This is a genomic window from Rothia kristinae NBRC 15354, from assembly GCF_001570865.1.
Lineage (GTDB): Bacteria > Actinomycetota > Actinomycetes > Actinomycetales > Micrococcaceae > Rothia > Rothia kristinae.
Genome location: NZ_BCSM01000012.1, coordinates 50,090 through 74,659, shown reverse-complemented (window position 1 = coordinate 74,659; position 24,570 = coordinate 50,090). Strand labels below are relative to the sequence as shown.

At 72.1% G+C, this 24,570-nt stretch carries 22 protein-coding genes and 1 tRNA gene; 18 read left to right on the top strand and 5 right to left on the bottom strand.

The window, feature by feature from the left end; translation table 11 throughout:
- Positions 1 to 6: 6 nt before the first annotated feature.
- From KKR01S_RS08235 to KKR01S_RS08185, 11 genes are all read left to right on the top strand, one after another.
- Positions 7 to 1,473 (top strand): cation:dicarboxylate symporter family transporter, encoded by a 1,467-nt coding sequence (locus KKR01S_RS08235; protein WP_058730976.1) that lies wholly within the window; start codon positions 7 to 9, stop codon positions 1,471 to 1,473.
- Between the two features lie 162 nt (positions 1,474 to 1,635).
- Complete coding sequence (locus KKR01S_RS08230) at positions 1,636 to 2,502, top strand: ParA family protein (protein WP_061225743.1); 867 nt, start codon at positions 1,636 to 1,638, stop codon at positions 2,500 to 2,502.
- Entirely contained in the window at positions 2,502 to 3,464 is a 963-nt protein-coding gene (locus KKR01S_RS08225) for a segregation and condensation protein A (protein WP_081101652.1), read from the top strand. Before KKR01S_RS08230 ends, KKR01S_RS08225 begins: the two co-directional genes overlap by 1 nt.
- Positions 3,461 to 4,315 carry an SMC-Scp complex subunit ScpB gene (scpB, locus tag KKR01S_RS08220; protein WP_061225741.1) on the top strand — a complete coding sequence of 285 codons (855 nt, stop codon included), beginning with the start codon at positions 3,461 to 3,463 and terminating at the stop codon, positions 4,313 to 4,315. Before KKR01S_RS08225 ends, scpB begins: the two co-directional genes overlap by 4 nt.
- On the top strand, positions 4,312 to 5,487 hold the full coding sequence (locus tag KKR01S_RS08215) for a pseudouridine synthase (RefSeq protein ID WP_414602871.1): 1,176 nt from the start codon (positions 4,312 to 4,314) through the stop codon (positions 5,485 to 5,487). Before scpB ends, KKR01S_RS08215 begins: the two co-directional genes overlap by 4 nt.
- A gap of 3 nt (positions 5,488 to 5,490) precedes the next feature.
- Positions 5,491 to 6,633: a prephenate dehydrogenase gene (locus KKR01S_RS08210; RefSeq protein ID WP_055684690.1), complete on the top strand. Its 1,143-nt coding sequence runs from the start codon at positions 5,491 to 5,493 to the stop codon at positions 6,631 to 6,633.
- 61 nt (positions 6,634 to 6,694) lie between these two features.
- Positions 6,695 to 7,546, top strand: coding sequence for a (d)CMP kinase (gene cmk / locus KKR01S_RS08205; protein WP_081046268.1), 852 nt, complete (start codon positions 6,695 to 6,697; stop codon positions 7,544 to 7,546).
- Positions 7,543 to 9,102: a ribosome biogenesis GTPase Der gene (gene der, locus KKR01S_RS08200; RefSeq protein WP_061225740.1), complete on the top strand. Its 1,560-nt coding sequence runs from the start codon at positions 7,543 to 7,545 to the stop codon at positions 9,100 to 9,102. Before cmk ends, der begins: the two co-directional genes overlap by 4 nt.
- A gap of 294 nt (positions 9,103 to 9,396) precedes the next feature.
- A tRNA-Pro gene (locus tag KKR01S_RS08195) sits at positions 9,397 to 9,470 on the top strand.
- A 352-nt stretch (positions 9,471 to 9,822) separates the two neighbouring features.
- Positions 9,823 to 10,599 (top strand): nuclear transport factor 2 family protein, encoded by a 777-nt coding sequence (locus KKR01S_RS08190; protein WP_058731575.1) that lies wholly within the window; start codon positions 9,823 to 9,825, stop codon positions 10,597 to 10,599.
- A gap of 106 nt (positions 10,600 to 10,705) precedes the next feature.
- Positions 10,706 to 12,088: an NAD-dependent succinate-semialdehyde dehydrogenase gene (locus KKR01S_RS08185; protein ID WP_061225757.1), complete on the top strand. Its 1,383-nt coding sequence runs from the start codon at positions 10,706 to 10,708 to the stop codon at positions 12,086 to 12,088.
- 88 nt (positions 12,089 to 12,176) lie between these two features.
- Here KKR01S_RS08185 and KKR01S_RS08180 read toward each other — a convergent pair whose 3' ends face one another.
- Positions 12,177 to 12,830 (bottom strand): hypothetical protein, encoded by a 654-nt coding sequence (locus KKR01S_RS08180; protein ID WP_061225739.1) that lies wholly within the window; start codon positions 12,828 to 12,830, stop codon positions 12,177 to 12,179.
- Positions 12,831 to 12,980: 150 nt separating this feature from the next.
- On the opposite strand from KKR01S_RS08180, the gene recQ reads away from it, so the two are divergent.
- Positions 12,981 to 14,882: a DNA helicase RecQ gene (recQ, locus tag KKR01S_RS08175; protein WP_099049757.1), complete on the top strand. Its 1,902-nt coding sequence runs from the start codon at positions 12,981 to 12,983 to the stop codon at positions 14,880 to 14,882.
- Positions 14,883 to 14,958: 76 nt separating this feature from the next.
- On the opposite strand, the gene KKR01S_RS08170 is transcribed toward recQ, so the two are convergent.
- A complete protein-coding gene (locus KKR01S_RS08170) occupies positions 14,959 to 15,954 on the bottom strand; it encodes a hypothetical protein (RefSeq protein ID WP_058731545.1) in 996 nt (331 codons plus the stop codon).
- A 238-nt stretch (positions 15,955 to 16,192) separates the two neighbouring features.
- Positions 16,193 to 16,981: an HAD-IIA family hydrolase gene (locus KKR01S_RS08165; RefSeq protein WP_055684716.1), complete on the bottom strand. Its 789-nt coding sequence runs from the start codon at positions 16,979 to 16,981 to the stop codon at positions 16,193 to 16,195.
- 261 nt (positions 16,982 to 17,242) lie between these two features.
- On the opposite strand from KKR01S_RS08165, the gene KKR01S_RS08160 reads away from it, so the two are divergent.
- On the top strand, positions 17,243 to 18,679 hold the full coding sequence (locus tag KKR01S_RS08160) for a dicarboxylate/amino acid:cation symporter (protein ID WP_244884130.1): 1,437 nt from the start codon (positions 17,243 to 17,245) through the stop codon (positions 18,677 to 18,679).
- Between the two features lie 75 nt (positions 18,680 to 18,754).
- On the opposite strand, the gene KKR01S_RS08155 is transcribed toward KKR01S_RS08160, so the two are convergent.
- A complete protein-coding gene (locus KKR01S_RS08155; RefSeq protein WP_055684686.1) occupies positions 18,755 to 18,934 on the bottom strand; it encodes a PspC domain-containing protein in 180 nt (59 codons plus the stop codon).
- 9 nt (positions 18,935 to 18,943) lie between these two features.
- The gene (locus KKR01S_RS08150) at positions 18,944 to 19,519 is read right to left on the bottom strand and encodes an acyl-CoA thioesterase (RefSeq protein WP_099049756.1); all 576 of its coding nucleotides are present in this window, start codon (positions 19,517 to 19,519) and stop codon (positions 18,944 to 18,946) included.
- 175 nt (positions 19,520 to 19,694) lie between these two features.
- Here KKR01S_RS08150 and KKR01S_RS08145 point away from each other — a divergent pair, with 175 nt between their 5' ends.
- From KKR01S_RS08145 to crtI, 5 genes are read left to right on the top strand one after another with little or no spacing between them, the layout of a single operon-like run.
- Positions 19,695 to 20,093, top strand: a complete 399-nt coding sequence (locus tag KKR01S_RS08145; RefSeq protein WP_058743482.1) for a lycopene cyclase domain-containing protein — start codon at positions 19,695 to 19,697, stop codon at positions 20,091 to 20,093.
- Positions 20,086 to 20,433: a lycopene cyclase domain-containing protein gene (locus KKR01S_RS08140; protein ID WP_058743481.1), complete on the top strand. Its 348-nt coding sequence runs from the start codon at positions 20,086 to 20,088 to the stop codon at positions 20,431 to 20,433. Before KKR01S_RS08145 ends, KKR01S_RS08140 begins: the two co-directional genes overlap by 8 nt.
- A complete protein-coding gene (locus KKR01S_RS08135) occupies positions 20,430 to 22,013 on the top strand; it encodes an FAD-dependent oxidoreductase (protein ID WP_058743480.1) in 1,584 nt (527 codons plus the stop codon). The genes KKR01S_RS08140 and KKR01S_RS08135 overlap by 4 nt, the downstream gene beginning before the upstream one ends.
- Positions 22,010 to 22,876 carry a phytoene/squalene synthase family protein gene (locus KKR01S_RS08130; protein ID WP_058731737.1) on the top strand — a complete coding sequence of 289 codons (867 nt, stop codon included), beginning with the start codon at positions 22,010 to 22,012 and terminating at the stop codon, positions 22,874 to 22,876. Before KKR01S_RS08135 ends, KKR01S_RS08130 begins: the two co-directional genes overlap by 4 nt.
- Positions 22,873 to 24,543 (top strand): phytoene desaturase family protein, encoded by a 1,671-nt coding sequence (gene crtI / locus KKR01S_RS08125; RefSeq protein ID WP_081101651.1) that lies wholly within the window; start codon positions 22,873 to 22,875, stop codon positions 24,541 to 24,543. Before KKR01S_RS08130 ends, crtI begins: the two co-directional genes overlap by 4 nt.
- Positions 24,544 to 24,570 lie beyond the last annotated feature (27 nt).

Sequence of the window (24,570 nt, the reverse complement as noted above, 5' to 3'; positions counted from 1 at the left end):
CCGTTCATGGCCCAGACCTCCGACGCCGCCCGCTCGGCGTCCGCCACCCCGTGGTACCGCTCGGGAACCCACCTGCTGTACCTGTCCGTGATCGCCGGGGTCGTGCTCGGCGCGGCCCTCGGATTGATCGCCCCCGGCACCGGGAAGGCGCTCGCGCCCATCGGCACCGGCTTCGTCGCGCTGATCAAGATGCTCATCGCTCCGGTGATCTTCTGCACCATCGTCATCGGCGTCGGCTCGGTGGCCAAGGCCGCGACGGTGGGTCGGGTCGGCGGGATGGCGCTGATCTACTTCGTGCTGATGTCCACCTTCGCCCTGGTCATCGGCCTGGTCGTGGGCAACCTCATCCACCCCGGGGACGACCTGCACTACCACTCGGGCCACTACGAGGTCGCCGCTGCCGAATCCACCGGCTGGGCCAACACCGGCAACCACACCGTGGACTTCCTGCTCAACATCATTCCCAGCTCCCTGCTCAACGCCCTCGTCTCCGGGAACATCCTCCAGGCCCTGTTCGTGGCGCTGCTGGTGGGCTTCGCCCTGCAGCGCATGGGCGAGGCGGGCAAACCCATCCTGAAGTTCATCACCTATCTGCAGGCCGTCGTCTTCCGCATCCTCATGATGATCATGTGGGTCGCTCCGCTGGGTGCCTTCGGGGCCATGGCCGGGGTCGTCGGGGCCACCGGGATCAAGGCCGTCGGGCAGATGGCCCTGCTGATGCTGGCCTTCTACATCACCTGCGCCCTGTTCATTCTCGTGATCCTCGGCGGGCTGCTGAAGCTGGCCACCGGGCTGAACATCCTCAAGCTGCTGAAGTACCTCGGGCGGGAGTACCTGCTGATCTTCTCCACCTCATCCTCCGAGGCAGCCCTGCCGCGGCTGATCGCCAAGATGGAGCACACCGGGGTGGACAAGTCCGTCGTCGGCATCGTCGTGCCCACCGGGTACTCCTTCAACCTCGACGGCACCGCGATATACCTGACCATGGCCTCGATCTTCGTCGCCGACGCCATGGGCAAGCCGCTGAACATCGGCGAGCAGGTCTCCCTGCTGATCTTCATGATCATCGCCTCCAAGGGCGCGGCCGGGGTCACCGGCGCGGGCCTGGCCACCCTGGCCGGCGGCCTGCAGTCCCACCGACCCGAGCTGGTGGACGGGGTCTCCCTGATCGTGGGCATCGACAAGTTCATGTCCGAGGCCCGCGCCCTGACCAACTTCACCGGCAACGCCGTGGCCACCCTGCTGATGGGCAGGTGGAACCGCATGGTGGATCTGGACCGGGCACGGCGCGTGCTCGACGGCGAGCTGCCCTTCAACGAGGCCGACCTCGCGGAGAACCCGCACTACGAGGAGGTCCAGGGGGACAGGAACGTGGACCAGGCCGTCGTGCTGAAGTCCCCGACCAAGCAGATGCCCACCGTCGAGGGTCCCCGGCAGGCCGGCTCCACGACGATCCAGGACCTGGACTCCTGACCCGAGCCCGGAACGGCGCCCCGTCCGCCCCACCGGGTGCGACGCCGTCCCGGTCGGGCCCGCCCGTCCAGCGCCGCTGCCCCGAACCCGCCCCGCCCTCCCCGGCGGGGCGGTAGGGTTTAATCCCGAGCCAGAACTGTCCCCGACGACGGAAAGCCGCTTGTGACTGCATCTACTACCCCCGACGCCAACCTCGGGCCCACCGGGCGCCCCCTGCGCACCTTCCCCGATCCCCCCGAGCTGACCGAGCACGGCCCCGCCCGGGTGATCGCGATGGTCAACCAGAAGGGCGGGGTCGGCAAGACCACCTCGACCATCAACCTCGGCGCCGCGCTCGCGGAGCTCGGACGCAGGGTGCTCATGGTGGACTTCGATCCCCAGGGCGCCCTGTCCGCCGGCTTCGGCGTGAACCCGCACGAGCTGGACACCACCGTGTACACCGTGATGATGGATCGCAAGACGGACGTGCGCGAGGCCATCCGGGCCACCGATTTCCCGAACATGGACCTGCTGCCGGCCAACATCGACCTCTCCGCCGCGGAGGTGCAGCTGGTCAACGAGGTCGCTCGCGAGCAGGTGCTGTCCTCCGCGCTGAAGAAGGTCAAGGACGACTACGACGTCGTGCTCATCGACTGCCAGCCCTCCCTGGGGCTGCTCACCGTCAACGCCCTGACCGCCGCGGACGGGGTCATCATCCCCCTGATCTGCGAGTTCTTCGCGCTGCGGGCCGTGGCCCTGCTGGTGGACTCCATCGAGAAGGTCCAGGACCGGCTGAACCCGGACCTGCGCATCGACGGGGTCCTGGCGACGATGTTCGACTCCCGCACCCTGCACTCCAAGGAGGTGCTGGCCCGCATCGTGGACGCCTTCGGTGACAAGGTCTTCGACACCGTCATCAAGCGCACCGTGAAGTTCCCGGACGCAACCGTCTCCGCGGAGCCGATCCTGACCTACGCCCCCACCCACACCGGGGCGATCGCCTACCGGGAGCTGGCCAAGGAGCTCATCGAGCGCGGAGGCTCCCGCTGATCCAGGCGGCCCCCGCCCCGGGTGCGCCCGGGGATCTCGCCGCCGCGGCGGCGGACCCGCCCGAGGCCGACGAGGCCGCGGGCGGGTTCTCCGTGACCCTGGAGAACTTCGCCGGGCCCTTCGAGGTGCTGCTCAACCTCATCGGGCAGCGGCGCCTGGACATCACCGAGGTCGCGCTGGCCGAGGTCACCGACGAGTTCATCGCCTACGTGCGGGCCCTGCGCGACACCGGCCTGGAGCGGGCTCTGGACGAGGCCAGCGAGTTCCTCGTCGTCGCCGCGACCCTCCTGGACCTGAAGGCCGCCCGGCTGCTGCCGGCCGGGCAGGTGGAGGACGAGGAGGACATCGCGATGCTGGAGGCCCGCGACCTGCTGTTCGCCCGGCTCCTGCAGTACAAGGCCTTCAAAGACGTCTCCGGAATCCTCGCCGAGCGCTTCGACGCCGAGCGCAGCCGCTTCGCCCGCACCGTGCCCCTGGAACCGGAGCTGGCCTCGGCCCTGCCCGAGCTGGTGTTCACCGCGAGCCCGCAGGACCTGGCCCGGCTGGCCGAGCGGGCCCTGACCCCGCGGCAGGAGGACCCGCAGGAGGTCGGCACCGATCACCTGCACGGCGCACGGGTCACCGTGCGGGAGGAGGCCGAGCACCTGGCCGCCCGGCTGCGGCCCGGGGCCGCGCTGAGCTTCGCGCGCCTGGTCGCCGACGCCGAGGACCTGCTGGTGGTCGTCGTGCGGTTCCTGGCCCTGCTGGAGATGCACCGGGACCGGGTCGTCGCCTTCGCCCAGGAGACCCCGCTGGGGGACCTGACGGTGCGCTGGGTGGGGGAGGACCCCACCTGGAGCGCGGCCCGACTGGCCGCGGACGACTACCAAGGGGCTGCCGCCGTCGCCCAGAGCCCCGCCGGCGCGGGCACCGCCGCCGGCGCGAGGGCCGACGCCGGCGCAGCCGAGGAGGCCAGACCATGAACGAGGAGCAGACCGGGCGCGAGGAGGAGTCCTCGGTGCGGCTGCGTCCCGGAGGGGTCCGGGCGGCCGTGGAGGCCATCCTGATCGTCGCCGCGGCCCCGGTGGACGAGCTCGAGCTGGCCGAGGCGCTTCAGGTGCCGGCCGCCGAGGTGGCCGCGGCCCTGGAGCAGCTGGCCCGGGACTACGACGGGCACCCCGTCCCGGACGATGGCGGCACCCTCGAGCACAGCACCGCCGAGAACAGCACCACCGACCCCGACGCCGTCGGCCTCGGCACCGCGGCGTCTGATGCCGCCGAGCGTGAGGCAGGCGACCGCGACGGCGCGGACTCGGCGCGGTATGCTGAAGAGTCCGCCGTTCAGGCGCGTGCGCGGGAGACCGCCGGGTCCCGGGTCCGCGAGCCGCGCGGCGTGGAGCTGCGTCGGGTCGCCGGCGGGTGGCGGCTGTACTCCCGCACGGACTTCGCCCCCTGGGTGCGCCGCTTCGTGCAGGAGGGGCAGACCGCGAAGCTCTCCCAGGCCGCCCTGGAGACCCTCGCGGTGATCGCCTACCGCCAGCCGATCTCCCGCGCCCGGGTCTCCTCGATCCGCGGCGTGAACGTGGACGGCGTCGTGCGGACCCTGCGCACCCGCGGCCTCGTCGTCGAAGCCCAGGAACCCGGGGAATCCGGGGCGACCCTCTTCGAGACGACCCCGCTGTTCCTGGAGAAGATCGGCCTGGAATCCCTCGCGGACCTGCCGCCCATCGCCCCCCACCTGCCCGGGGCGGAGGACGTGGCCGAGTACGAGGACCGGGCGCCCGCACCGCGCCGCCGCGCACCGGCGCCACCGGGGCAGGAAGACCACCGATGAGGGGACCCGCACGCCGCGGGACCCAGCACGAGAAGATGAAGGACACCATGGCCAGCAGATCGACGGGACGTCAGAACAACGCCAGCGGCAGCACAGGGGGCGCAGGCTCCGCCAAGCCCGGCCCCTACCGCGGACCCAAGCCCGGAGGCTCCGGGCGACCGAGCGGCAAGCCCCGCCCGGGCCGCCCCGCCTCCTCCCGCCCGGGGGCCAAGCCGGGGGAGAAGCGGGTCGGCGGGCCCCGGCCCGGCGGGCGCCGGGACGCGCCGGCCGTGAAGTCCGGAGCGAATAAGTCCGACTCGAAGAAGTTCCGGCCCCGCAAGGGCCAGTCCGGCAAGATCTTCGCCCAGGAGCGCGGGGAGCGCCGGGCCGAGCAGCACTACCGCGGCCCGCACCGGCCCCGCCGCCCCCGGGCCGCCCCCGTGGACCGGCTGGACGTGCACGACCCCAATGGGGTGCGCCTGCAGAAGCTCATGGCCCAGGCCGGGGTCGCCTCCCGCCGGGTCTGCGAGCAGATGATCGAGGAGGGGCGCGTCGTCGTCGACGGCCAGCCCGTCACGGAGCTCGGCGTGCGCGTGGACCCGGCCAAGGCCACCGTGCAGGTGGACGGGATCACCATCCAGACCGACGAGTCCAAGGTCTACTACGCCTTCAACAAGCCCGAGGGCGTGCTGGCGACCATGGAGGACCCGGAGGGCCGGCCCTGCATCACCGACTACCTGGACCCCAACAAGCGCGAGCGGATCTTCCACGTGGGGCGCCTGGACGTGGCCACCGAGGGGCTGCTGCTGCTGACCAACGACGGCGAGCTGGCCAACCGGCTGATGCACCCCTCCTACGAGGTGCCCAAGAAGTACCTGGTGCAGGTGCGCGGGCCCATGGAGCACGGGGTCGGCGCGGAGATGAAGAAGGGCATCCGCCTGGAGGACGGGGTGGCCAGGGTCGACGAGTTCCGGCTCGTGGACTCCACCCCCGGGCACCTGCTCGTGGAGGTCACCATCCACTCCGGGCGCAATCGCATCGTGCGCCGCCTGTTCGACGCCGTCGGACACCCGGTGGAGAAGCTCGTGCGCACCGAGATGGGGCCGGTGCGCATCGGCTCCCAGAAGCAGGGCACCGTGCGCAACCTGTCCAAGGTCGAGATCGGCCAGCTGCTGGCCGCCGTGGAGCTGTAGCCCGTGCCCGCCCGTGCCCGCAGCGCCGTCGGCGCCACCGTGTCCGGCCCGGTCCTGATCATCGGGGCCGGGCTGCTCGGGGCCTCCGTCGGCCTCGGGCTGAGCCTGCAGGGCGTGCCCGTGTGGGTCCGGGACATCTCCCCGACCACCGAGGCCGTGGCCGCGGACCTCGGGGCCGGCTCCTCCTGGGCCGGGCTGGTCCGGGAGCTCGGGGAGGAGGGCGCACGCGCCGAGGCCGACCCGCAGCTGGTGGTCGTGGCCACCCCGCCCGACGTCGCCGGGGCCACGGCCGTGCAGGCGCTGCGGGACTTCCCGCGCGCCGTCGTGCTGGACATCGCCTCCGTGAAGGCCCCCATCCTCGCCGAGGTCCTGGCCTCCGGGGAAGACGCCCGCCGCTACATCGGCACCCACCCGATGGCCGGGCGGGAGCGCTCCGGGCCGGTGGCCGCGCGCGCGGAGCTGTTCACCTCCCGCCCCTGGGTGGTCTGCGAACACGAGGAGGTCGCCCCCGAGGCGGTGCGCCTGGCCCGCGGGCTGGGCCAGGACCTCGGCGGCATCGTGACCTTCCTGGATCCGGCCGAGCACGACGAGACCGTCGCCCTGATCTCCCACGTGCCGCAGGTGATGTCATCGCTGCTGGCCTCCCGACTGCGCGACACCCCCCTGGAGGCGCTGGGCCTGGCCGGGCAGGGGCTGCGCGACACCACCCGGATCGCCGCCTCCGCGCCGGGCATGTGGGTGCAGATCCTCGCGGCCAACGCCGCCCCGGTGGTGCGCACCCTGTACGGGGTGCGCGCGGACCTGGACCGGCTCATCGGCACCCTCGAGGACCCGACCGCCGACGGCGCCCGCCTGGACATCGCCCAGCTGATGAGCGAGGGCAACGCCGGGGTGGCCCGCATCCCCGGCAAGCACGGCGGCTCCCCGAAGGCCTTCAGCGAGCTCACCGTGCTCGTGGACGACACCCCGGGGCAGATCGCCCGCCTGCTCACCGAGATCGGGGAGCTCGGCGTGAACGTCGAGGATGTGCGGATGGAGCACTCGCCCGGCCAACCGGTGGGTATGGTCGAGGTAGCCGTGAATCCGACGGTGCACGAGCGGCTGGTGCAGGACCTGACCACCCGCGGGTGGCGGATCGCCCGCTGAGCGCTCGCGCCGACACCGCGCACCGCCCCCGGATGAACCAATCGACGACGATGGAGGAACCATGCCCGCAGACACCACGGACGGCGCCCGCGAGGAGGCGCTTGTGAAGGCCTCCGCTCCGGCGGAGCCGGCCGCATCCCAGTTCCGGGACGCGGACAACGCCGAAGCCTGGAAGTCGGAGCTCGTCATCGCCATCGACGGACCCTCCGGCTCCGGGAAGTCCTCGGTGGCCCGTGAGGTGGCCACCCGGCTGAAGCTGGCCTACCTGGACACCGGGGCCATGTACCGCGCCCTGACCTGGTGGGTCCTGGAGACCGGCACGGACCCGCAGGACGCCGAGGCCGTGGCCGAGGCCGCGAAGTCCCTGCCCCTTGAGCTGGGCACCGACCCGATCGTGGAGACCGTCATGTGCAACGGCGTGGACATCCGCGAGGCCATCCGCTCCGAGCGGGTCACCGCCGCGGTCTCCGCCGTGGCCAGCAACCCCGAGGCCCGTAAGGCCCTGATCGCCCAGCAGCGCCTGGAGATCGTCTCCAACGGCAAGCGCATCGTGGCCGAGGGGCGGGACATCACCACCGTCGTCGCCCCGGACGCCACCGTGCGGATCCTGCTGACCGCCTCCGAGGAGGTCCGCAAGGCCCGGCGCGGGGAGCAGCTGGGAGGGGACCGCACCTCGGAGCAGCTGGAGGCCGACGTCTCCCGGCGCGACGCCGCGGATTCGCGGGTCAACAACTTCACCGAGGCCGCCGAGGGCGTGGATCTCGTGGACTCCACGGACCTGGACTTCGAGCAGACCGTGGCCGAGGTGATCCGCGTGATCGACGAGACCGCGGCCCGCAACCACGAGCAGAAGCAGCAGGAAGGCTCCGGGGACTCCGGGACCGAGGACGACGAGCAGGAGAGCGGAGCATGAGCCCCGTCGGCGACGAATACGAGCAGAAGTACCTCGGCTCCACCGAGGGCGAGGACCTCGCCGAGTACCTGGAGAACCTCGACGAGGCCGAGGCGGAGCAGCGGGCCGAGGCCCTGCGCGCCGGGCTGGACGACTACGACCTGGAGGACGAGGACCGCCGGCTCCTGGTGGAGTGGGGCTTCGAGACCGGGCCGGAGGAGTCCGAGGAGCCGGACCCGGTGGTCGCCGTCGTCGGGCGCCCCAACGTCGGCAAGTCCACGATCATCAACCGCATCCTGGGTCGGCGCGAGGCCGTGGTCATGGACCAGCCAGGCGTGACCCGCGACCGGGTGTTCTACCAGGCCGAATGGAACGACAAGGCCTTCACCCTGGTGGACACCGGCGGGTGGGAATCCGATGCCAAGGGCATCAACGCGCAGGTCGCGGCCCAGGCGGAGCTGGCCGTGGCCCACGCCGACGTCGTGATCCTCGTGGTGGACGCCCTGGTGGGCATCACCGCGATGGACGAGGCGATCGTGCAGATGCTGCGCCGGGTGGACAAGCCGCTGCTGCTCGCCGCCAACAAGATCGACGACTCCCACCAGGAGCCCGAGGCCGCCGCGCTGTGGGGTCTGGGCATGGGCGAGCCGCACCCCGTCTCCGGGGTGCACGGACGCGGGATCGCGGACCTGCTGGACGAGCTGCTGAAGGTCATGCCGGAGCACTCCCAGTACGCCGAACCCGAGGCCTACGCCGGCCCGCGCCGCGTCGCCCTGGTGGGACGGCCCAACGTCGGTAAGTCCTCCCTGCTGAACAAGCTGGCCGGGGAGGAGCGGGCCGTGGTCAACGAGCTGGCCGGAACCACCCGGGATCCGGTGGATGAGCTCGTGGAGCTGGGCGGGCACGCCTTCCGCTTCGTGGACACCGCGGGCATACGGCGTCGGCAGCACATGGCCAAGGGAGCGGAGTTCTACGCCTCGCTGCGCACCCAGACCGCCCTGGAGCGCTCCGAGCTGGCCGTGGTGCTGCTGGACGTCTCCGAGCCGCTGTCCGAGCAGGACGTGCGCATCCTGCAGCTGACCATCGACTCCGGCCGGGCCATGGTGCTGGCCTTCAACAAGTGGGACACCCTGGACGAGGAGCGCCGCTACGACCTGGAACGGGAGATCGACCGGGACCTGGCCCACGTGGCCTGGGCGCCGCGGGTCAACATCTCCGCGAAGACCGGGTGGCACAAGGACAAGCTGGTCCCGGCGATGCTGAAGTCCCTGGAGGCCTGGGACTCCCGGATCCCGACCGGGCGGCTGAACGCCTTCCTCGGGGAGCTGGCCGCAGCCCACCCGCACCCGGTGCGCGGGGGCAAGCAGCCGCGGATCCTGTTCGGCACGCAGGTCTCCTCCCGCCCCCCGAAGTTCGTGCTGTTCACCACCGGGTTCCTGGATCCCGGGTACCGTCGGTTCATCACCCGGCGGCTGCGCGAGACCTTCGACTTCGAGGGCACCCCGATCGAGATCTCGATGCGCGTGCGCGAACGCCGCGGCCGCGGGACGGGCGGATCCGGACGCGGGAAGCGGTAGCGCGGACGCGAGGCGGCGCTTTCGTTCCTTCCCCTCCCGCGAGGCGGCGCATCCGTTCCCACTCCTCCCGCGAGGCGGCGCATCCGTTCCCGAAAGCGGGATTTCCGGGAACGGATGCGCCGGGTCGATGGGGAGTGGGAACGGATGCGCCGTCTCGGCGAGGTGATCGGGGCCGGATCCGTGCCGCGTCGTGGTCTCGGGCCCGGGTGCTGTGCACCGGCGTCGATGTGCGCTGGACGGGCGCGGCGTGTACTATGGACCAGGTGCTCGGGGCTTCCCCGAGCCTCGGGAATTCGGGTTGTGGCGCAGCTTGGTAGCGCACTTGACTGGGGGTCAAGGGGTCGCAGGTTCAAATCCTGTCAACCCGACGAACAGCCGGGGTCGGCTCAGCGGAGATGCTGAGTCGGCCCCGGCTTTTCTTCGCGTCCACGGTGCTCCCGGGCCCTCACCGGACCGCCTCGGCCGTCGCCCCGGGGCAGCCACCTCCATGCGCGGTCGGAAGCGGGGGCGGAGGGGCTCCTGCGCACACCTGCGGGGACCGCGCGCTCTGTGCGGGAACGGACCGTGGCGTGGGGTCTCGGCCTCGGGTGCACTGGCTCGTGCGGGGAGGGGATCCGGTGAGATGCCGCCCCCGATATTCTGCATGTGCGACACGTCACGTTAGGATGATGGGTGTCAGCCCGCAACGGAGCGGGGGCGCAAGGACCGGAGGAGACCGAAATGCCAGAGTCAACGTCGGTGCGCCAGCTGGTGGTCGAAGCGGATCGCGAGCTGTTCAGCGAGCACGACACCCGAGTGCTGCGGCGAAGCTTCGCCGCGGATTTCGTCGAGCACTCACCCCTCGTCGCCGACGGGCTGGCCGGGTTGGGCACGCTCGTCGAGGAGGCCGGACCGAGCCTGCGCCATGACGTCGCCCGTGTTCTCGTCGACGGCGATCTCGTGGCGCTGCACGGTGCCTATCCCGGATTGGCCGACGATGTGCTGATCGGCTTCGACATCTACCGCGTGGCCGGGGGGAAGATCGCCGAGCACTGGGACGGACTGGTCGAGGAGACCGCACCCAACCCCTCCGGACGCACCCAGTTGGACGGCAGGACGCAGCCGGATCCCGCGGTGGACACGGAGTCCAGCCGCCGCCTCGCCGTCGAGTTCTTCGAGGTAGTGCTGATCGGGCAGGACTATGAGGCGATACCGCGCTACACCAACGGCGAGGACTTCACCCAGCACGCCGCGGACATCGCCGACGGCGCCCAGAAGATGCAGGCGTTCCTGCAGAAGCTCAAGGACGACGGCTCCCCGCTGGTCTACGAGCGAATCCACCGCACCGTGGCACAGAACGACTTCGTGCTGACCCAGTCCGAGGGTTCCATCGACGGTCAGCGCCATTCCTTCTGCGAACTGTGGCGTGTCCAGGAGGGCCGGATCGTCGAGCTGTGGGATGCCATCAGCCCCCTGCCGGCCGACGCGAAGATGGCTCATCCGCACGGCGCCTTCTGAGCTGCGGCTCCCGGGAGTCACAGGCTCGTAAAAACGAACCGCATTCGTTTACACTGGCCGATGAGGCCCAGAACACCATCAAGGAGAGACCATGGCTGAGAAGCAGATGTCCACTGACGGATACCGCGTGCAGAACCCCGCCACCGGTGAGGTCCTGGAGACCGTCGAGCACGCCACCGACGAGGAGGTGCAGCAGATCCTGACCCGGGCCGCGGAGGGCTACCGCGCGTGGTCGGAGAAGACCATCGAGCAGCGCGGCGAGATCGTCCAGAAGGTCGCAGACCTGTTCGCCGAGCGCAAGGAGGAGCTGGCGCGGATCATCACCGAGGAGATGGGCAAGCCCCACGCCGAGGGCGTCGAGGAGGCCGAGTTCTGCGCGGACATCTTCGGCTACTTCGTCAAGAACGGCCCCAAGCTCGGGGCGGATCAGGAGATCGAGTCCTTCTCCGGCGGGAAGGCCTACGTGCAGAAGCGGCCCATCGGCGCGCTGCTCGGGATCATGCCGTGGAACTTCCCGTACTACCAGATCGCCCGCTTCGCCGCGCCCAACCTCATGCTCGGCAACGTAATCATCCTCAAGCACGCGGAGATCTGCCCCCGCTCCGCCCAGGCCGTCCAGCAGATCATGGACGACGCCGGCATCCCCGCAGGGGTCTACGCCAACGTCTTCGCCACCCACGACCAGATCGCCGAGATCATCGCCGATCCCCGGGTGCAGGGCGTGTCCCTGACCGGTTCCGAGCGGGCCGGGTCGATCATCGGCGCGCTGGCCGGTCAGCACCTGAAGAAGGCCGTGCTGGAGCTGGGCGGATCGGACCCGTACGTCATCCTGGACACCGACGACGTCGCCGCCGCGGCCCGCACCGCCTGGGAGACCCGCATCTACAACACCGGGCAGGTCTGCAACGCCAACAAGCGGCTGATCGTCATGGATGACATCTACGACGAGTTCGTGGCGCAGCTGAAGAGCCTGGCCGAGGGCATGACCCCGGGGGAGACCATCGACGTCGACGCCAAGACCTTCACCCCGATGTCCTCCCGCGCCGCCGCGGAGAACCTCGACGCCCAGGTGCGCCGGGCCGTGGAGCAGGGCGCCGAGCTGGTCGCCGGCGGGGGACTGCGCGATGAGGCCTCCGCCTACTACGCTCCCGCGGTGCTCACCGGCATCACCTCGGAGATGGACGCCTACCGGGAGGAGCTGTTCGGCCCCGTCGCCGCCGTGTACCGCGTCTCCTCCGACGAGGAGGCGCTGCACCTGGCCAACGACACCCAGTACGGCCTGGGCGGTGCCGTGTTCTCGCAGGACACGGCGCGAGCGCAGCGGCTGGCCGAGCGGCTGGAGGTGGGCATGGCCAACGTCAACACCCCCGCCGGGGAGGGCCCCGAGATCCCGTTCGGCGGGGTCAAGCGCTCCGGCTTCGGCCGCGAACTCGGCCCCCTGGGCATGGACGAGTTCGTCAACAAGCGCATGTACTACGTCGCTGACTGAGCCACCGAGCCCGACGACGACGGCCCGCCCGGCACGCGCCGGGCGGGCCGTCGTCCCCCCGGGGGCGTCTGCCCGCTCGCGAGAGGCTTCAGAACCTCCCGCCGGGACCACCGCCGGGCCCGCCCATGCCGCCAGGTCCGCCCATGCCCCCGCCGGGTCCTCCCTCCGGGCCGCCCCGCCCCATGCCGCCGCGGGAGCCGCCTCCGGGCCCGTCGCCCCAGCCGGCGCCCATCGCACGTCCCCTTCCGGCGCCCATCCCGCCGCCGAACAGGCCGCTGTTGAACACTCCGCCGTCGAACGGCCCCGTGCCGCCTCCGGCCCCGAAGCCCCGGTGTCGGCCGAACAGGCGGGAGAGCAGGCCGGGGCGACCGCCGACACCGTCCCCGCCGGTCAGCGAACCCCACACCGCGGAGCCCACGAAGCCCGCGGCCAGCGAGGCCAGCACCGTGCCGCCGGTCCCCAGCCCGCTGGAGCCGAGCACACTGCTGAGCGTGCCGGGCTTCCTCATCTCCAGTCGGGTCGCCGCCCGAGCCAGCGACGAGGAGGAGGTGTCCGCGGGGGTCTCGCCCGAGCCGGACAGGGCGGTGAGGACCTGCTGGCGCTCCTGCGCGCTCATCGCGGCGAAGGCCTCTTCGTGGGCCTTCTCGATCTGATCCGGGCTGCTCGTGGACAGCAGGTAGCGGTACCGTGCGACGGCGTCGCCGCCGGTCGCGGCGGTCGTGGTGGTGGAGTCCGTGGTCATGGCCGATCATCCCTTCCCCGGCGGGCCCCGGTCGGGGCCCCTGCCGATGTCTCCACGCTAGGAAGCCACCCTGTGCCCGGAGCCCCGTGCTCCTGTGCTCGGGCTGTGACCGAACGGTCCCCAGGCCTCGCCCCCCGGTACGGTGGAAGGGTGAGCGAGGAAACCACCACCGACACCGGCGCGCCTGCCGCGAGGACCGGCGCGGACACCACCGCCGAGCACCCGGACACCCTCGAGGATCCGGCCCTGGAGGTCCTGCGCACCGTCTTCGGCTACGACTCCTTCCGCGGGGACCAGGCCGCGATCATCCACCGGGTCACCGCCGGGGGCGACGCCGTCGTGCTGATGCCCACCGGCGGCGGGAAGTCCCTGTGCTACCAGATCCCGGCGATCCTGCGGGAGGGCACCGGCGTCGTCGTCTCCCCGCTGATCGCGCTGATGCAGGACCAGGTGGAGGCCCTGGAAGCGGTGGGCATCCGCGCCGCGTACCTGAACTCATCCCTGGACCTCGAGCAGGCCCGGACCGTGGAGCGCGGACTGCTGGCCGGGGACTACGACCTGGTCTACCTCGCCCCGGAGCGGCTCGTGCAGGAGCGCACCCTGGACCTGCTGGGCCGGACGCGCCTGGCCCTGTTCGCGATCGACGAGGCGCACTGCGTCTCCCAGTGGGGCCACGACTTCCGGAAGGACTACCTCGGTCTGTCCGTGCTGGCCGATCGCTTCCCCGGGGTCCCGCGCATCGCCCTGACCGCCACCGCCACCGCCGCGACCCACCGGGAGCTGACCGAGCGGCTCGCCCTACAGGGGGCCGAGCACTTCGTCGCCAGCTTCGACCGGCCCAACATCCAGTACCGCATCACCGAGAAGAACTCCGCCCGCCAGCAGCTGCTGCGCCTGATCCGCACCGAGCACGACGGCGAGGCCGGCATCGTCTACTGCCTGTCCCGACGCCGCGTCGAGCAGACCGCTGCCTGGCTGCGGGACCAGGGGGTGGACGCGATGGCCTACCATGCCGGGATGTCCGAGGCGCAGCGGGCCGAGGGCCAGCGTCGGTTCCTGCGCGAGGACGGGGTGGTCATGGTCGCGACCATCGCCTTCGGGATGGGCATCGACAAACCCGATGTGCGCTTCGTCGCTCACCTGGACCTGCCCAAATCCGTGGAGGGCTACTACCAGGAGACCGGGCGCGCTGGGCGCGACGGGCTGCCCGCCACCGCCTGGCTGGCCTACGGGCTGCAGGACGTGGTGCAGCTGCGGCGGATGATCGACGAATCCGAGGGCAGCGAGGAGCACCGGCGGGTGCAGCGGGCCCACCTGGACGCGATGCTCGCCCTGTGTGAGACCACCGACTGCCGACGGGTGCAGATCCTGCGCTACTTCGGGCAGGAGACGGGTCCGTGCGGCAACTGCGATACCTGCCTCAATCCGCCGGCCAGCTGGGATGCGACCGTTCCCGTGCAGAAGCTGCTCTCCGCCGTCGTGCGCCTGGACCGGGAGCGGGGCCAGCGCTTCGGCGCCCAGCAGATCATCGCGGTGCTGCGGGGCACCCCCAACGAACGCTCCACCCGCTCCCGCCACGATCAGCTCAGCGTCTGGGGGATCGGGGCTGACCTGTCCGAGACCGCCTGGCGGGCGGTCATCCGGCAGCTGCTGGCCCGCGGGATCCTCGCCGCGACCGGGGAGTACGGGACGCTGGAGCTGGCCGGGCCTGCCGGGCCTATCCTGCGCGGGGAGCAGACCGTGACCCTGCGGGTCACCCCGGAGCGCACCGCGAAGGTCGCCCGGTCCCGCACTGGTGCCACGGGGTCCCGCTCGACGGTGGCCGCGGAGCTGGGGGAGGAGGACCGGGAGGTCTTCGAGCGGCTGCGGGCCTGGCGCACCGAGCAGGCCCGGGAGCAGGGGGTGCCCGCCTACGTCGTCTTCCCGGACGCGACCCTGATCGAGCTGGCCCGCGCCCGGCCCAGCTCGAGCGCCGCGCTGGCCGAGGTCAGTGGGGTGGGAGCGAAGAAGCTGGAGCGCTACGGCGAGGCGGTCCTGCGGGTGCTGGCCTAGCCGCCGGACCCCCGGTACCTCCCGGTGGACCGGATCGTGCATCGCGAGCCGGATGATCCGGTCCGGACTGCACGATTCAGTCCCGACGCCGTCGGCCCCGTCGCTGCGCGAGGGTCCGGGCCACCATCCTGGCTGTCGTGCCCGGCTGGTGCAGCACCCGGGCGGCGTCCGTGCGCAGGATGAGCCACCCCCGTTCCATGAGCTCCACTTCGCGTTTGCGCTCCTGGTAGATCGCCGCGTCGGTGGGCCCGAAGTCGAAGTACTTGGCGCGACCATCCACCTCGAGGGCCACCCGCTCCTCCTCCCACGCCATATCCAGCCTCCGCCATCCTCGCCCGGTGCGCACCGGCAGCTGGAGCACCGGACGGGGCACCCCGTACCTCACCAGCTCGGCCCTCGTCTGGGATTCCAGCACGGACTCGGAGGCCGCATCGGCGGCGTCGAGCACCGCCTGCGCCCGGGCGCGGTGACGGGATCCGCCCCGGGCCAGCAGCTCGTATCCGAGCTCACGGGACAGTCCCCGGTCCAGCGCCTGATCGGCCAGCACCAGACCGTCGGCGAACGGCAGGCTCAGCAGCGACTGCACGAGGGCCACCGGCGGGGCGACGGTGTCCACACCGTATCGATCCACGTGGGCGCCGGCCTGTGCGTACGGATCCTCGTGGGTCGTCACATCGGGGGCGTGGTGGTGCGGGCGCGGGCTTCCCGCCACGTGCAGGCGCGAGGGCAGAGCCACGAGGGAGAGCCCGTGCAGCAGGAGGGCCGAATCATGGGAGAAGACCGGCGGACGGGAGAGTGCGGCCGGGCGGGTCAGCGCGAAGGCCAGGTGGTCGGCGATGCAGCGCTCCCTCGGGGACAGCCGCCGCCACAGATCGGCATCGATGCCCGCACCCGGCCTGAGCCGGATGAGCCGTCCGGTGCGCAGCACCTCGTAGAGGGCGCGTCTGCTCATGCCCAGGCCCAGGACGTCGCGGGCCAGGAGGATGTCGGATGGCGTGACCGCAGAGGGCAGCTCCGGGGCTTCGGAGGGCTGGTGGTTCGCGGTGATCGGGGGCGGCGTGCGGTGGTCCATGGCCCCACTGTGACGCGTCGCCGACGTCGGTCCGGCGAGCAGAGACCCCGGGGCGGCCGACCTGTGGATCCGTGACGTCCGGGCGGGGTCCGGAAGGATCCTGTGGATGACGCCCGGCCCTGCTATCGGCGGTCTGCGGCGGCTCCGACAGGTCCCGGACCGGATCGTGCGACGTGAGTCGGATGGTCCGGTCCAGACTGCACGATCCTGCCCACGGCGGGTGGGAGGTGGGGGCGGGTCAGTCGGAGAAGGGGTCCTCCCAGCACTCCACCAGGTCCGCGACCGATTCGATGATGCGGGTGGGGCGGTAGGGGTAGCGGTCGATCTCCTCGTCGTCGGAGATCCCGGAGCGCACCAGCAGGGTGCGCATGCCCGCCTCCAGCCCGGACTTCACATCCGTGTCCATCCGGTCCCCGATCATCACCGTGGACTCCGAGTGCGCCCCGATGGTGTTCAGGGCCGAGCGCATCATCACCGGGTTCGGCTTGCCCACGTAGTACGGCTTCTTCCCCGTGGCCGCGGTGATCAGCGCCGCGACCGCCCCCGTCGCCGGCAGCACCCCCTCCGGCGCCGGGCCCGTGATGTCCGGGTTGGTCCCGATGAACCGCGCCCCGCCCCGGATCAGGTTGATCGCCCGGGTGATCGCCTCGAAGGAGTACGTGCGGGTCTCGCCCAGGACCACGAAGTCGGGCTCGTTCTCCCCGAGGATCCACCCGGACTCGTGCAGGCTCGTGGTCAGTCCCGACTCCCCGACGACGTAGGCGGTGCCCACCTCCCGCTGGGTGCGCAGGAAGTGCGCGGTGGCCAGGGCGGAGGTCCAGATCCGCTCCTCCGGGATGTCCAGGCCGGTGGCACGCAGCCGCGCGGAGAGGTCCCGCGGGGTGTGGATCGAGTTGTTCGTCAGGACCATGTAGTTGACGTCGTTGTCCTGCAGGGTCCGCAGGAAGCGGTCCGCCCCGGGGATCATCTCCCCCTCCTTGATGAGGACGCCGTCCATGTCGGTCAGGTAGGAGATCTGCGCAGTCATGCTCCCATTGTGCCCGACGCCGCCCCGCCGGACGCCGACGACGCCCCGCCGGCCGTGGGCCGGAGCGTGCATCGCGGACCGGATCATCCGGCGCACGTGGCACGATCCGGTCCGGGAAGCGAGACGACGGGCCCATACCCGCCCGACGCAGCGGCTCGCCGGGACTCGGCGCGTCACCTGGCGGACGGCCTCGCCTCCGGCGGGCGCCGGTGTGGCAAGATCCTGGGGGACACCGCACCGTCGAGAGACTCAGGATCCCCCGTGAGCCAGAACCCGCCATCGCCGCAGAACCAGCCACCTCAGAACGGCCGGGCGCAGACCCCGCCGCACCGGAACCCGCCGCATCAGCCGGAGCGCCACAGCCCCGCCGATCTGCCCGAACACGCGGGGGACCTGGCCCACGCGGATCGCACGAGCTCCGGGCAGGGCCCGGTCCGCCCCGGATCGGTCCTGACCCGGTGGGGGATCCTGCCGTGGGTGCTGCTGGCGATCGTGCTGGGCCTGGTCTGCGGGACCTTCTTCCCCGAGGGGCTCTCGCGGGTGTTCTTCACCTTCAACGACATCTTCTCCCAGCTGCTGAACTTCGCGATCCCGCTGATCATCGTCGGCCTGGTGGTCCCGGCCATCGGGGACCTGGGGCGCGGGGCTGGGCGCTGGCTGGGGCTGACCGCGGGCCTGGCCTACGCCTCCACGATCTTCGCGGGCATGCTGACCCTCGCCGTCGCCCTGTGGATCTTCCCGGGCATCCTGCACCGGGGCACCTTCTCCGACGTGCACGCCACCGAGGACGATCTCGCCTCGACCTCCGGGTACTTCACGATCGAGATCCCCGCGCCCTTGGAGGTTATGACGGCGCTGATCCTCGCCTTCGTGCTGGGCATCGGGCTGTCCATCGTCCCGCGCGGGGTGCTGCGCCGGGGCTTCCTGGAGTTCCGGGAGATCATCACCGCCCTGATCAGCCGGATCATCATCCCGCTGCTGCCGCTGCACATCTTCGGGATCTTCCTGAACCTCACCCAGTCCGGGGAGGTCGGGAAGGTCATCTCCACGCTGCTGGTCGTCGTCGTGGTGGTGCTGGTGCTGGAGGTCGTGATCCTCGGGACCCAGTACGGGATCGCCGGGGCGGTGAGCCGGCGCAACCCGGTGAAGGCCGTGTGGACCATGAAGGACGCCTACCTGACGGCCCTGGGCACCTCCTCCTCGGCGGCCACGATCCCGGTGACCCTGCGCCAGACCCTGAAGAACGGGGTGCGCCACCCGGTCGCGAACTTCGTGGTGCCCCTGTGCGCGACGATCCACCTGGCCGGCTCCGCCTCCAAGATCACCGCCTTCGCGATCGCGATCGCCTTCACCCAGGGGGTCGGGGTCTCCACAGGGCAGTGGATCGGCTTCGTGTTCATGCTCGGCATCGTGATGGTCGCCGCCCCCGGGGTGCCGGGCGGGGCGATCATGGCCGCCGTCGGCATCCTGCAGTCCATGCTCGGCTTCGACGAAAAGCAGATCGCCCTGATGATCGCGACCTACATCGCGCTGGACTCCTTCGGCACCGCGACGAACGTGACGGGGGACGGGGCGATCGCGATGGTCGTGGATCGGCTGATCGGGCGCCGGCTGGACGAGAAGCAGCGGGTCGCGCCCACCCACGAGTACGTGCCCTTCGATCCGGACGCCTACATCGAGCAGGTCAGCTACGAATAATCCGCTCCGCCCGCCACGACGCCGCCCGGCCCTCGACGATGCGAGGACCGGGCGGCGTCGTCGTGAACGGGGGTGTCAGTCCGCCTTGGGGATGATCAGCCAGGCCACGAGGTAGAAGATCGCCTGCGGACCGGGGATCAGCAGGGAGAGGATGAACAGCAGGCGCACGCGGGCGGGGGACCAGTCCAGGGACTCGGCGATGCCGCCGCACACGCCGGCGATGATCTTGTGGGTGCGGGAGCGCTTCAGTGCCATGCCCTCACTCTAGGCCCTGCCCGCCGGGTCCTCGTCGACCCGCCCGGGCTGCTCCCAGGTGCGGGCCGGCTTGGAGCCGGCGGACCACTCGAGCAGCCAGCCCGGCACCTCGCGTCCGGCCGGCAGGGGGCCGGTGAGCTCGAGGACCTCGTCGTGGCTGACGGAGCCCCCGCCGCGGCGCAGGAAGCGGGCGCGCACCGCGGCCTGCGCGTACAGATCGGCGCCGACGGCGAAGGTCTGCTCCAGGTAGATCCACCGCTCATCCAGGCCCAGCACCCGCGTGTGCACCGTGAACCGCTGGCCCAGGGTCAGGGAGCGGCGGTAGCTGATGGTCTGCCCGGCCACGACCGGATACCAGCCCCGACGCCGCAGCCGGGCCCAGAACCCCGAGCGGGTCATCAGGTCCAGCCGGGCCAGGTCCATGATGGTCAGGTAGCGGCCGTTGTTCATGTGCCCGAGCACGTCCAGATCGGTGGGGGCCACCCGGAAGGCGGTCACGGCGGTGTCCCAGATGCTCAGCGGGCGACCACCGCGGCCAGCGCGGGCCCGCAGGCTCATCAGCAGCAGACGCAGGTACAGATTCACGGGTGTCCCTTCGGGATCGGATGCGATGCGGATCACTGTACCGGAGCCTGCCGGGTACCGGCCCGGGCCAGGGGGGGCGACGCCGGGGCGGAGGGGGCTGATAGGATCATCACCAGGCGCGATGCCCCGTCCGACGGGGCGGCACCGCCCTTCCACTCGCGGCGAGGAGGTCCCGATGCAGCACGGCCAGTACCTGCTCCTGCTCGGCGCCTGCCTGCTGCTGACCCTGCCGCTGGAGTTCGTCTTCCGCGCCCGGGTCTACCGCCGCCCGCTGCTGACGCTGCGGGTGATCGGCGTCGTGCTGGTCCTCTTCGGCGCGTGGGACGTCATCGCCTACCATCGCGGCCACTGGACCTACGACGCCCAGTACTTCCTGGGGATCTCGATCCCGGGCGGGGTGCCCCTGGAGGAGATCCTGTTCTTCGTGGCGATCCCTCTGTGCGCCCTGCTGACCTACGGCGCCGTGGGCACCTGCCTGGGCTGGCTGCGCCGCCTGCGCCGCGGGACGGGAGCACTCGTGCGGGGTCCCCGGGATCCGCGGGCCCTCGGGGCGGGGGAGGGGCCGCATGCCTGAGTACACGCTGTGGACCCTGCTGGGCATGGCCGCGGTCCTGCTCGCGGAGATCCTGTGGCTGCGCACCGGGATCTTCCGGCAGCCGCGCTACTGGATCTCCCTGGCCATCATCCTGGGCTTCCAGGTGCTGGTGGACGGCTGGCTGACCAAGCTCTCCGCCCCTCTGGTGATCTACCACCCGCGGGAGTTCTCCGGGATCCGCTTCCCCTGGGACATCCCCCTCGAGGACTTCGGCTTCGGCTGGGCCATGGTCACCCTCGCCATCATCCTGTGGAACCGGTGGGGCGGAGCCGACGACGCCCCGGCCCGCCGCACCCCCGACGATCGGGAGATCCGATGACACCCCATCGCCCAGCCCCGGGCATCCGGGACCGCCGCGCCGAGCTGATCCCCGGGCCGGAGGGAGCCGAGCGGCCGGATGCGCACCGCCGGGTGCTCGTCATCGGCGGCGGCATCGCCGGACTGGCCGCGGCCACCGGACTGGCCGAGCGCGGCGTCGAGGTGCACCTGGTGGAGAAGCACCCGCAGCTGGGCGGACGGGTGCGCTCCTGGCCCATCACGACCCCGCAGGGGCCGGCCACGATGGGCCGGGGCTTCCACGCCTTCTTCCGGCAGTACTACAACCTCCGGGCGCTGCTGCGGCGCCTGCCCCCGGAGGCCCCCGGGCTGGTGCCGATCCCGGACTACCCGCTGGTCTCCTCCACCGGGCTCGCCGACTCCTTCCGGCGCATCCCCCGCACCCCGCCGTTCAGCTTCATCGGATTCGTCCTGACCAGCCCCAGCTTCCGGCTCACAGACCTGCCGCGGGTGGACCTGGACGCGGCCCTGTCCCTGCTGGACGTGGACTTCCCGGACACCTTCCGCCGCTGGGACGGGGTCAGCGCCCAGCGGTTCCTGGATGAGCTGGGCTTCCCGCCGCGGGCCCGGCACCTGGCCCTGGAGGTCTTCGCCCGCAGCTTCTTCGCCGACCCCCGGGACTTCTCCGCCGGTGAGCTGGTGGCGATGTTCCACACCTACTTCCTCGGCTCGGCCGAGGGCCTGCTGTTCGACACCGCCGCCGAGGACTTCGACACCGCCCTGTGGCGGCCCCTGCGCGGACACCTGGAGGGCCTGGGCGTGCGCTTCGCGACGGATCGGGTGCAGGCCCTGGACCTGCGCGGGCCCGCGATCCGGGCCCGCTTCGACGACGCGGCGCCTGAGGAGTACGACGCCGCGGTGCTCGCCGCCGGCCCGGAGGGCATCCGCCGGCTCGTCGAGACGGCCGAGGGGGTGGAGGATGCGGACTGGCGCTCGCGGGTCGGGCAGCTGCGCACCGCCCCGCCGTTCGCGGTGTGGCGCCTGTGGCTGGACCGCCCGGTGCACCGCGACCGCCCGGCGTTCCTGGGCACCGCCGGGTACGGCCCGCTGGACAACGTCAGCGTCCTGGAGCGCTTCGAGGCCGGGGCGGCCCGGTGGCGCGCCGAGCACGGCGGCAGCGTCATCGAGCTGCACGCCTACGCCCTGTCGGAAGCGAGCGACCCCGAGCGGCTGCGCACGCGGCTGCGCGCGGAGCTGGCCCGGGTCTGGCCGGAGACCGCCGCGGCCGGGATCCGTCACGAGGAGCTGCTGATCGAACGGGACTGCCCGCTGATCGGCACCGAGCCGTGGGAGCGCCGACCCACCGTGGCCACCCCGGATCCCCGGCTGATGCTGGCCGGTGACTGCCTGCGCACGGACCTGCCGGTGGCGCTGATGGAGCGGGCCGCGACCACCGGCTGGCAGGCGGCCAACGCCCTGCTGGAAGGGTGGGGCGTGCGCGGACACGACCTGCTGTCCCCGCCGCGCACCGCCCGCGCCTCCTGGCCGGGGTGGGCCCGCCGGGCCCTGGGTGCCCTGCCCGGGGCGAGACGCGGCCGGAAATCCGAGGAGAGGCGCGGATGAGACCGACCGGACTGGACCTGTACGACGCCGCGGCCTCGGCCGGAGCCGGCACCGTGATCCGCCGCTACTCCACCTCCTTCGGGTTGGCCAGCCGCCTGCTCTCCCGGCGGATCCGCCCGCGCATCGCCGACGTCTACGCCCTGGTGCGGGTCGCCGATGAGATCGTCGATGGCCCCGCCGAGCAGGCCGGGTTCGATGCGGCCCAGCGCCGCAGCGAGCTGGATGCCCTGGAGGCCCGCACCGAACGCGCCCTGCAGATCGGCTTCAGCGGGGACCTCATCGTGCACGCCTTCGCCCGCACCGCCCGGGAGCACGGGATCGGCGTCGAGCTGACCCGGCCCTTCTTCGCCTCGATGCGCACCGACCTGCACCGACGCGAGTTCAGCCCGGAGCAGGCCCGGGACTACGTCTACGGCTCCGCGGAGGTCATCGGACTGATGTGCCTGCGGATCTTCGAGGCGGGCCGGACCCGCACCGCGCAGCAGGAGCGCATCCTCACCGCGGGGGCCCGGTCCTTGGGGAGGGCCTTCCAGCGGGTGAACTTCCTGCGGGACTGGGCCGCGGACACCGGCCAGCTGCACCGAGTCTACCTGCCCGAGGCGGCCGCGGGCCTGGACGGGCCCGCCCGGGACGCCGTCGTCGCCTCGATCCGGTGCGACCTCGCCGAGGCCGACGCCGCGATCCCGCTGCTGGATCCCGGCGCCCGCCCCGCGGTGCAGGCGGCCCGGGACCTGTTCGGGGAGCTGACCGACCGGCTGGCCCGGACCGACCCGCAGCGGCTGCGCCGGGACCGCATCCGCGTGCCCGCACCCCGCAAGGCCGCCCTGCTGCTGCGCGCCGCGACCCGAAGGAGCCGCGCATGATCCCCCGCCCCGGCCGACGCCGGAACCGACCTCGCCCGCAGACGCGCCGCCCCGCCGAGGAGCCGGTGATCGTGATCGGCGGGGGCATCGCCGGGCTGGCCACCGCCTGCCTGCTGGCCCGGGACGGGCACCCGGTCACCGTGCTCGAGCGCAACGAGCGGGTCGGCGGCCGGGCCGGCACCTGGGCGCCGGAAGGCTGGGTCTTCGACACCGGCCCCTCCTGGTACCTCATGCCGGAGACCTTCGACCACTTTTTCGCGATGCTGGGCACCAGCACGCGCCGGGAGCTGGAGCTGACCCGGCTGGACCCGGCCTACCGCGTCTACCCGGCTCCGCGGGACGACGGGCCCGCGGACCCGGTGGACGTGATCACCGGGGACGGGCCGGCCGAGCGGCTGTTCGAGCGGCTGGAACCCGGATCGGGGCCGCGGCTGCGCCGCTACCTGCGCTCGGCCACCCGCGCCTACCGGGCCGCCCTGGCCGCCTTCCTGTACAACCGGTTCTCCACCGTGCGGGACCTGACCCACCCGCGGGTGCTGGCGGCCCTGCCGGCGGTGCTGCCGCTGCTGGGGCGCTCGCTGTGGTCCTACGCCGCCGCCCGCTTCCGCCATCCTGTGCTGCGCCAGATCCTCGGCTATCCGGCCGTGTTCCTGGGCGCCTCGCCCTTCCGCGCCCCAGCCCTGTACCACCTGATGAGCCACCTGGACCTGCGCGACGGCGTGCGCTGGCCGCGCGGCGGATTCACCGGCGTCGTGCGGGCGCTGACCTGGCTGGCCGAGCGCGAGGGGGCGGAGATCCGCACCGGCTGCGAGGTCACCGCGATCACCTCCCGCGCCGGGCGCGCCGAGTCCGTGACGTACCTCCAGGCCGGTCGGGAGCACACCCTGCGGGCCCCGATCATCGTCTCCGCCGCGGATGAGCACCACACCGAGACCGAGCTGCTGGCCCCTGAAGACCGCACCTACGGCAGCCGACGGTGGTCCCGACAGGTCTCCGGGCCCGGGGCGGTGCTCGTGCTGCTGGGGGTGCGCGGGCAGCTGCCGCAGCTGGCCCACCACACCCTGTTCTTCACCGAGGACTGGCGGGAGAACTTCGCCGCGATCTTCGGGCCGCGGGCGCACGTTCCGGACCCGGCGTCGATCTACGTGTGCCGGTCCTCGGCCACCGACGACGTCGCCCCGCCCGGGCACGAGAACCTCTTCGTGCTCGTGCCCGTCCCGCCCGATCCCGGAATCGGGCGCGGAGGTGAGGAGGGGTCGGGCGATGCCCTCGTGGAGCAAGCCGCGGACCGGGTCATCGAGCAGATCTCCGAGTGGGCGGGGATCCCCGATCTGGCCGAGCGGATCGTGCTGCGCCGCACCATCGGTCCCGGAGATTTCGAGGCCGACTACCACGCCTTCCGCGGCAGCGCCCTGGGACCCGCCCACACGCTCGGGCAGTCCGCGTTCTTCCGCGGACGCACCGTCTCCCGCCGGGTGGCCGGCCTGTACTACGCGGGCTCGACCACCGTGCCCGGCGTGGGGGTGCCGATGTGCCTGATCAGTGCCGAGCTGGTGCTCAAGGCCGTGCGCGGGCGCGGCGGCCCGGGGCCCCTGCCGGAGCCGGCCCCGGACGGCGAGACCGCCCCGGACGGGGAGACGGCCCCGACCCCGGGAGAGCCCGGGTGAGCGGGCGGGCCGAGAGCACGGGGGCGA

Excerpts from the sequence above, each read along its gene's own strand:
- KKR01S_RS08145 (WP_058743482.1), top strand. The coding sequence starts at position 19,695 with ATGCAGCACGGCCAGTACCTGCTCCTGCTCGGCGCCTGCCTGCTGCTG.
- KKR01S_RS08235 (WP_058730976.1), top strand. The coding sequence starts at position 7 with ATGGCCCAGACCTCCGACGCCGCCCGCTCGGCGTCCGCCACCCCGTGG.
- KKR01S_RS08155 (WP_055684686.1), bottom strand. The coding sequence starts at position 18,934 with ATGGCACTGAAGCGCTCCCGCACCCACAAGATCATCGCCGGCGTGTGC.
- KKR01S_RS08170 (WP_058731545.1), bottom strand. The coding sequence starts at position 15,954 with ATGGACCACCGCACGCCGCCCCCGATCACCGCGAACCACCAGCCCTCC.
- KKR01S_RS08215 (WP_414602871.1), top strand. The coding sequence starts at position 4,312 with ATGAGGGGACCCGCACGCCGCGGGACCCAGCACGAGAAGATGAAGGAC.
- cmk (WP_081046268.1), top strand. The coding sequence starts at position 6,695 with ATGCCCGCAGACACCACGGACGGCGCCCGCGAGGAGGCGCTTGTGAAG.
- crtI (WP_081101651.1), top strand. The coding sequence starts at position 22,873 with ATGATCCCCCGCCCCGGCCGACGCCGGAACCGACCTCGCCCGCAGACG.
- der (WP_061225740.1), top strand. The coding sequence starts at position 7,543 with ATGAGCCCCGTCGGCGACGAATACGAGCAGAAGTACCTCGGCTCCACC.
- KKR01S_RS08130 (WP_058731737.1), top strand. The coding sequence starts at position 22,010 with ATGAGACCGACCGGACTGGACCTGTACGACGCCGCGGCCTCGGCCGGA.
- KKR01S_RS08185 (WP_061225757.1), top strand. The coding sequence starts at position 10,706 with ATGTCCACTGACGGATACCGCGTGCAGAACCCCGCCACCGGTGAGGTC.
- KKR01S_RS08165 (WP_055684716.1), bottom strand. The coding sequence starts at position 16,981 with ATGACTGCGCAGATCTCCTACCTGACCGACATGGACGGCGTCCTCATC.
- KKR01S_RS08140 (WP_058743481.1), top strand. The coding sequence starts at position 20,086 with ATGCCTGAGTACACGCTGTGGACCCTGCTGGGCATGGCCGCGGTCCTG.
- KKR01S_RS08135 (WP_058743480.1), top strand. The coding sequence starts at position 20,430 with ATGACACCCCATCGCCCAGCCCCGGGCATCCGGGACCGCCGCGCCGAG.
- KKR01S_RS08180 (WP_061225739.1), bottom strand. The coding sequence starts at position 12,830 with ATGACCACGGACTCCACCACCACGACCGCCGCGACCGGCGGCGACGCC.
- KKR01S_RS08190 (WP_058731575.1), top strand. The coding sequence starts at position 9,823 with ATGCCAGAGTCAACGTCGGTGCGCCAGCTGGTGGTCGAAGCGGATCGC.
- scpB (WP_061225741.1), top strand. The coding sequence starts at position 3,461 with ATGAACGAGGAGCAGACCGGGCGCGAGGAGGAGTCCTCGGTGCGGCTG.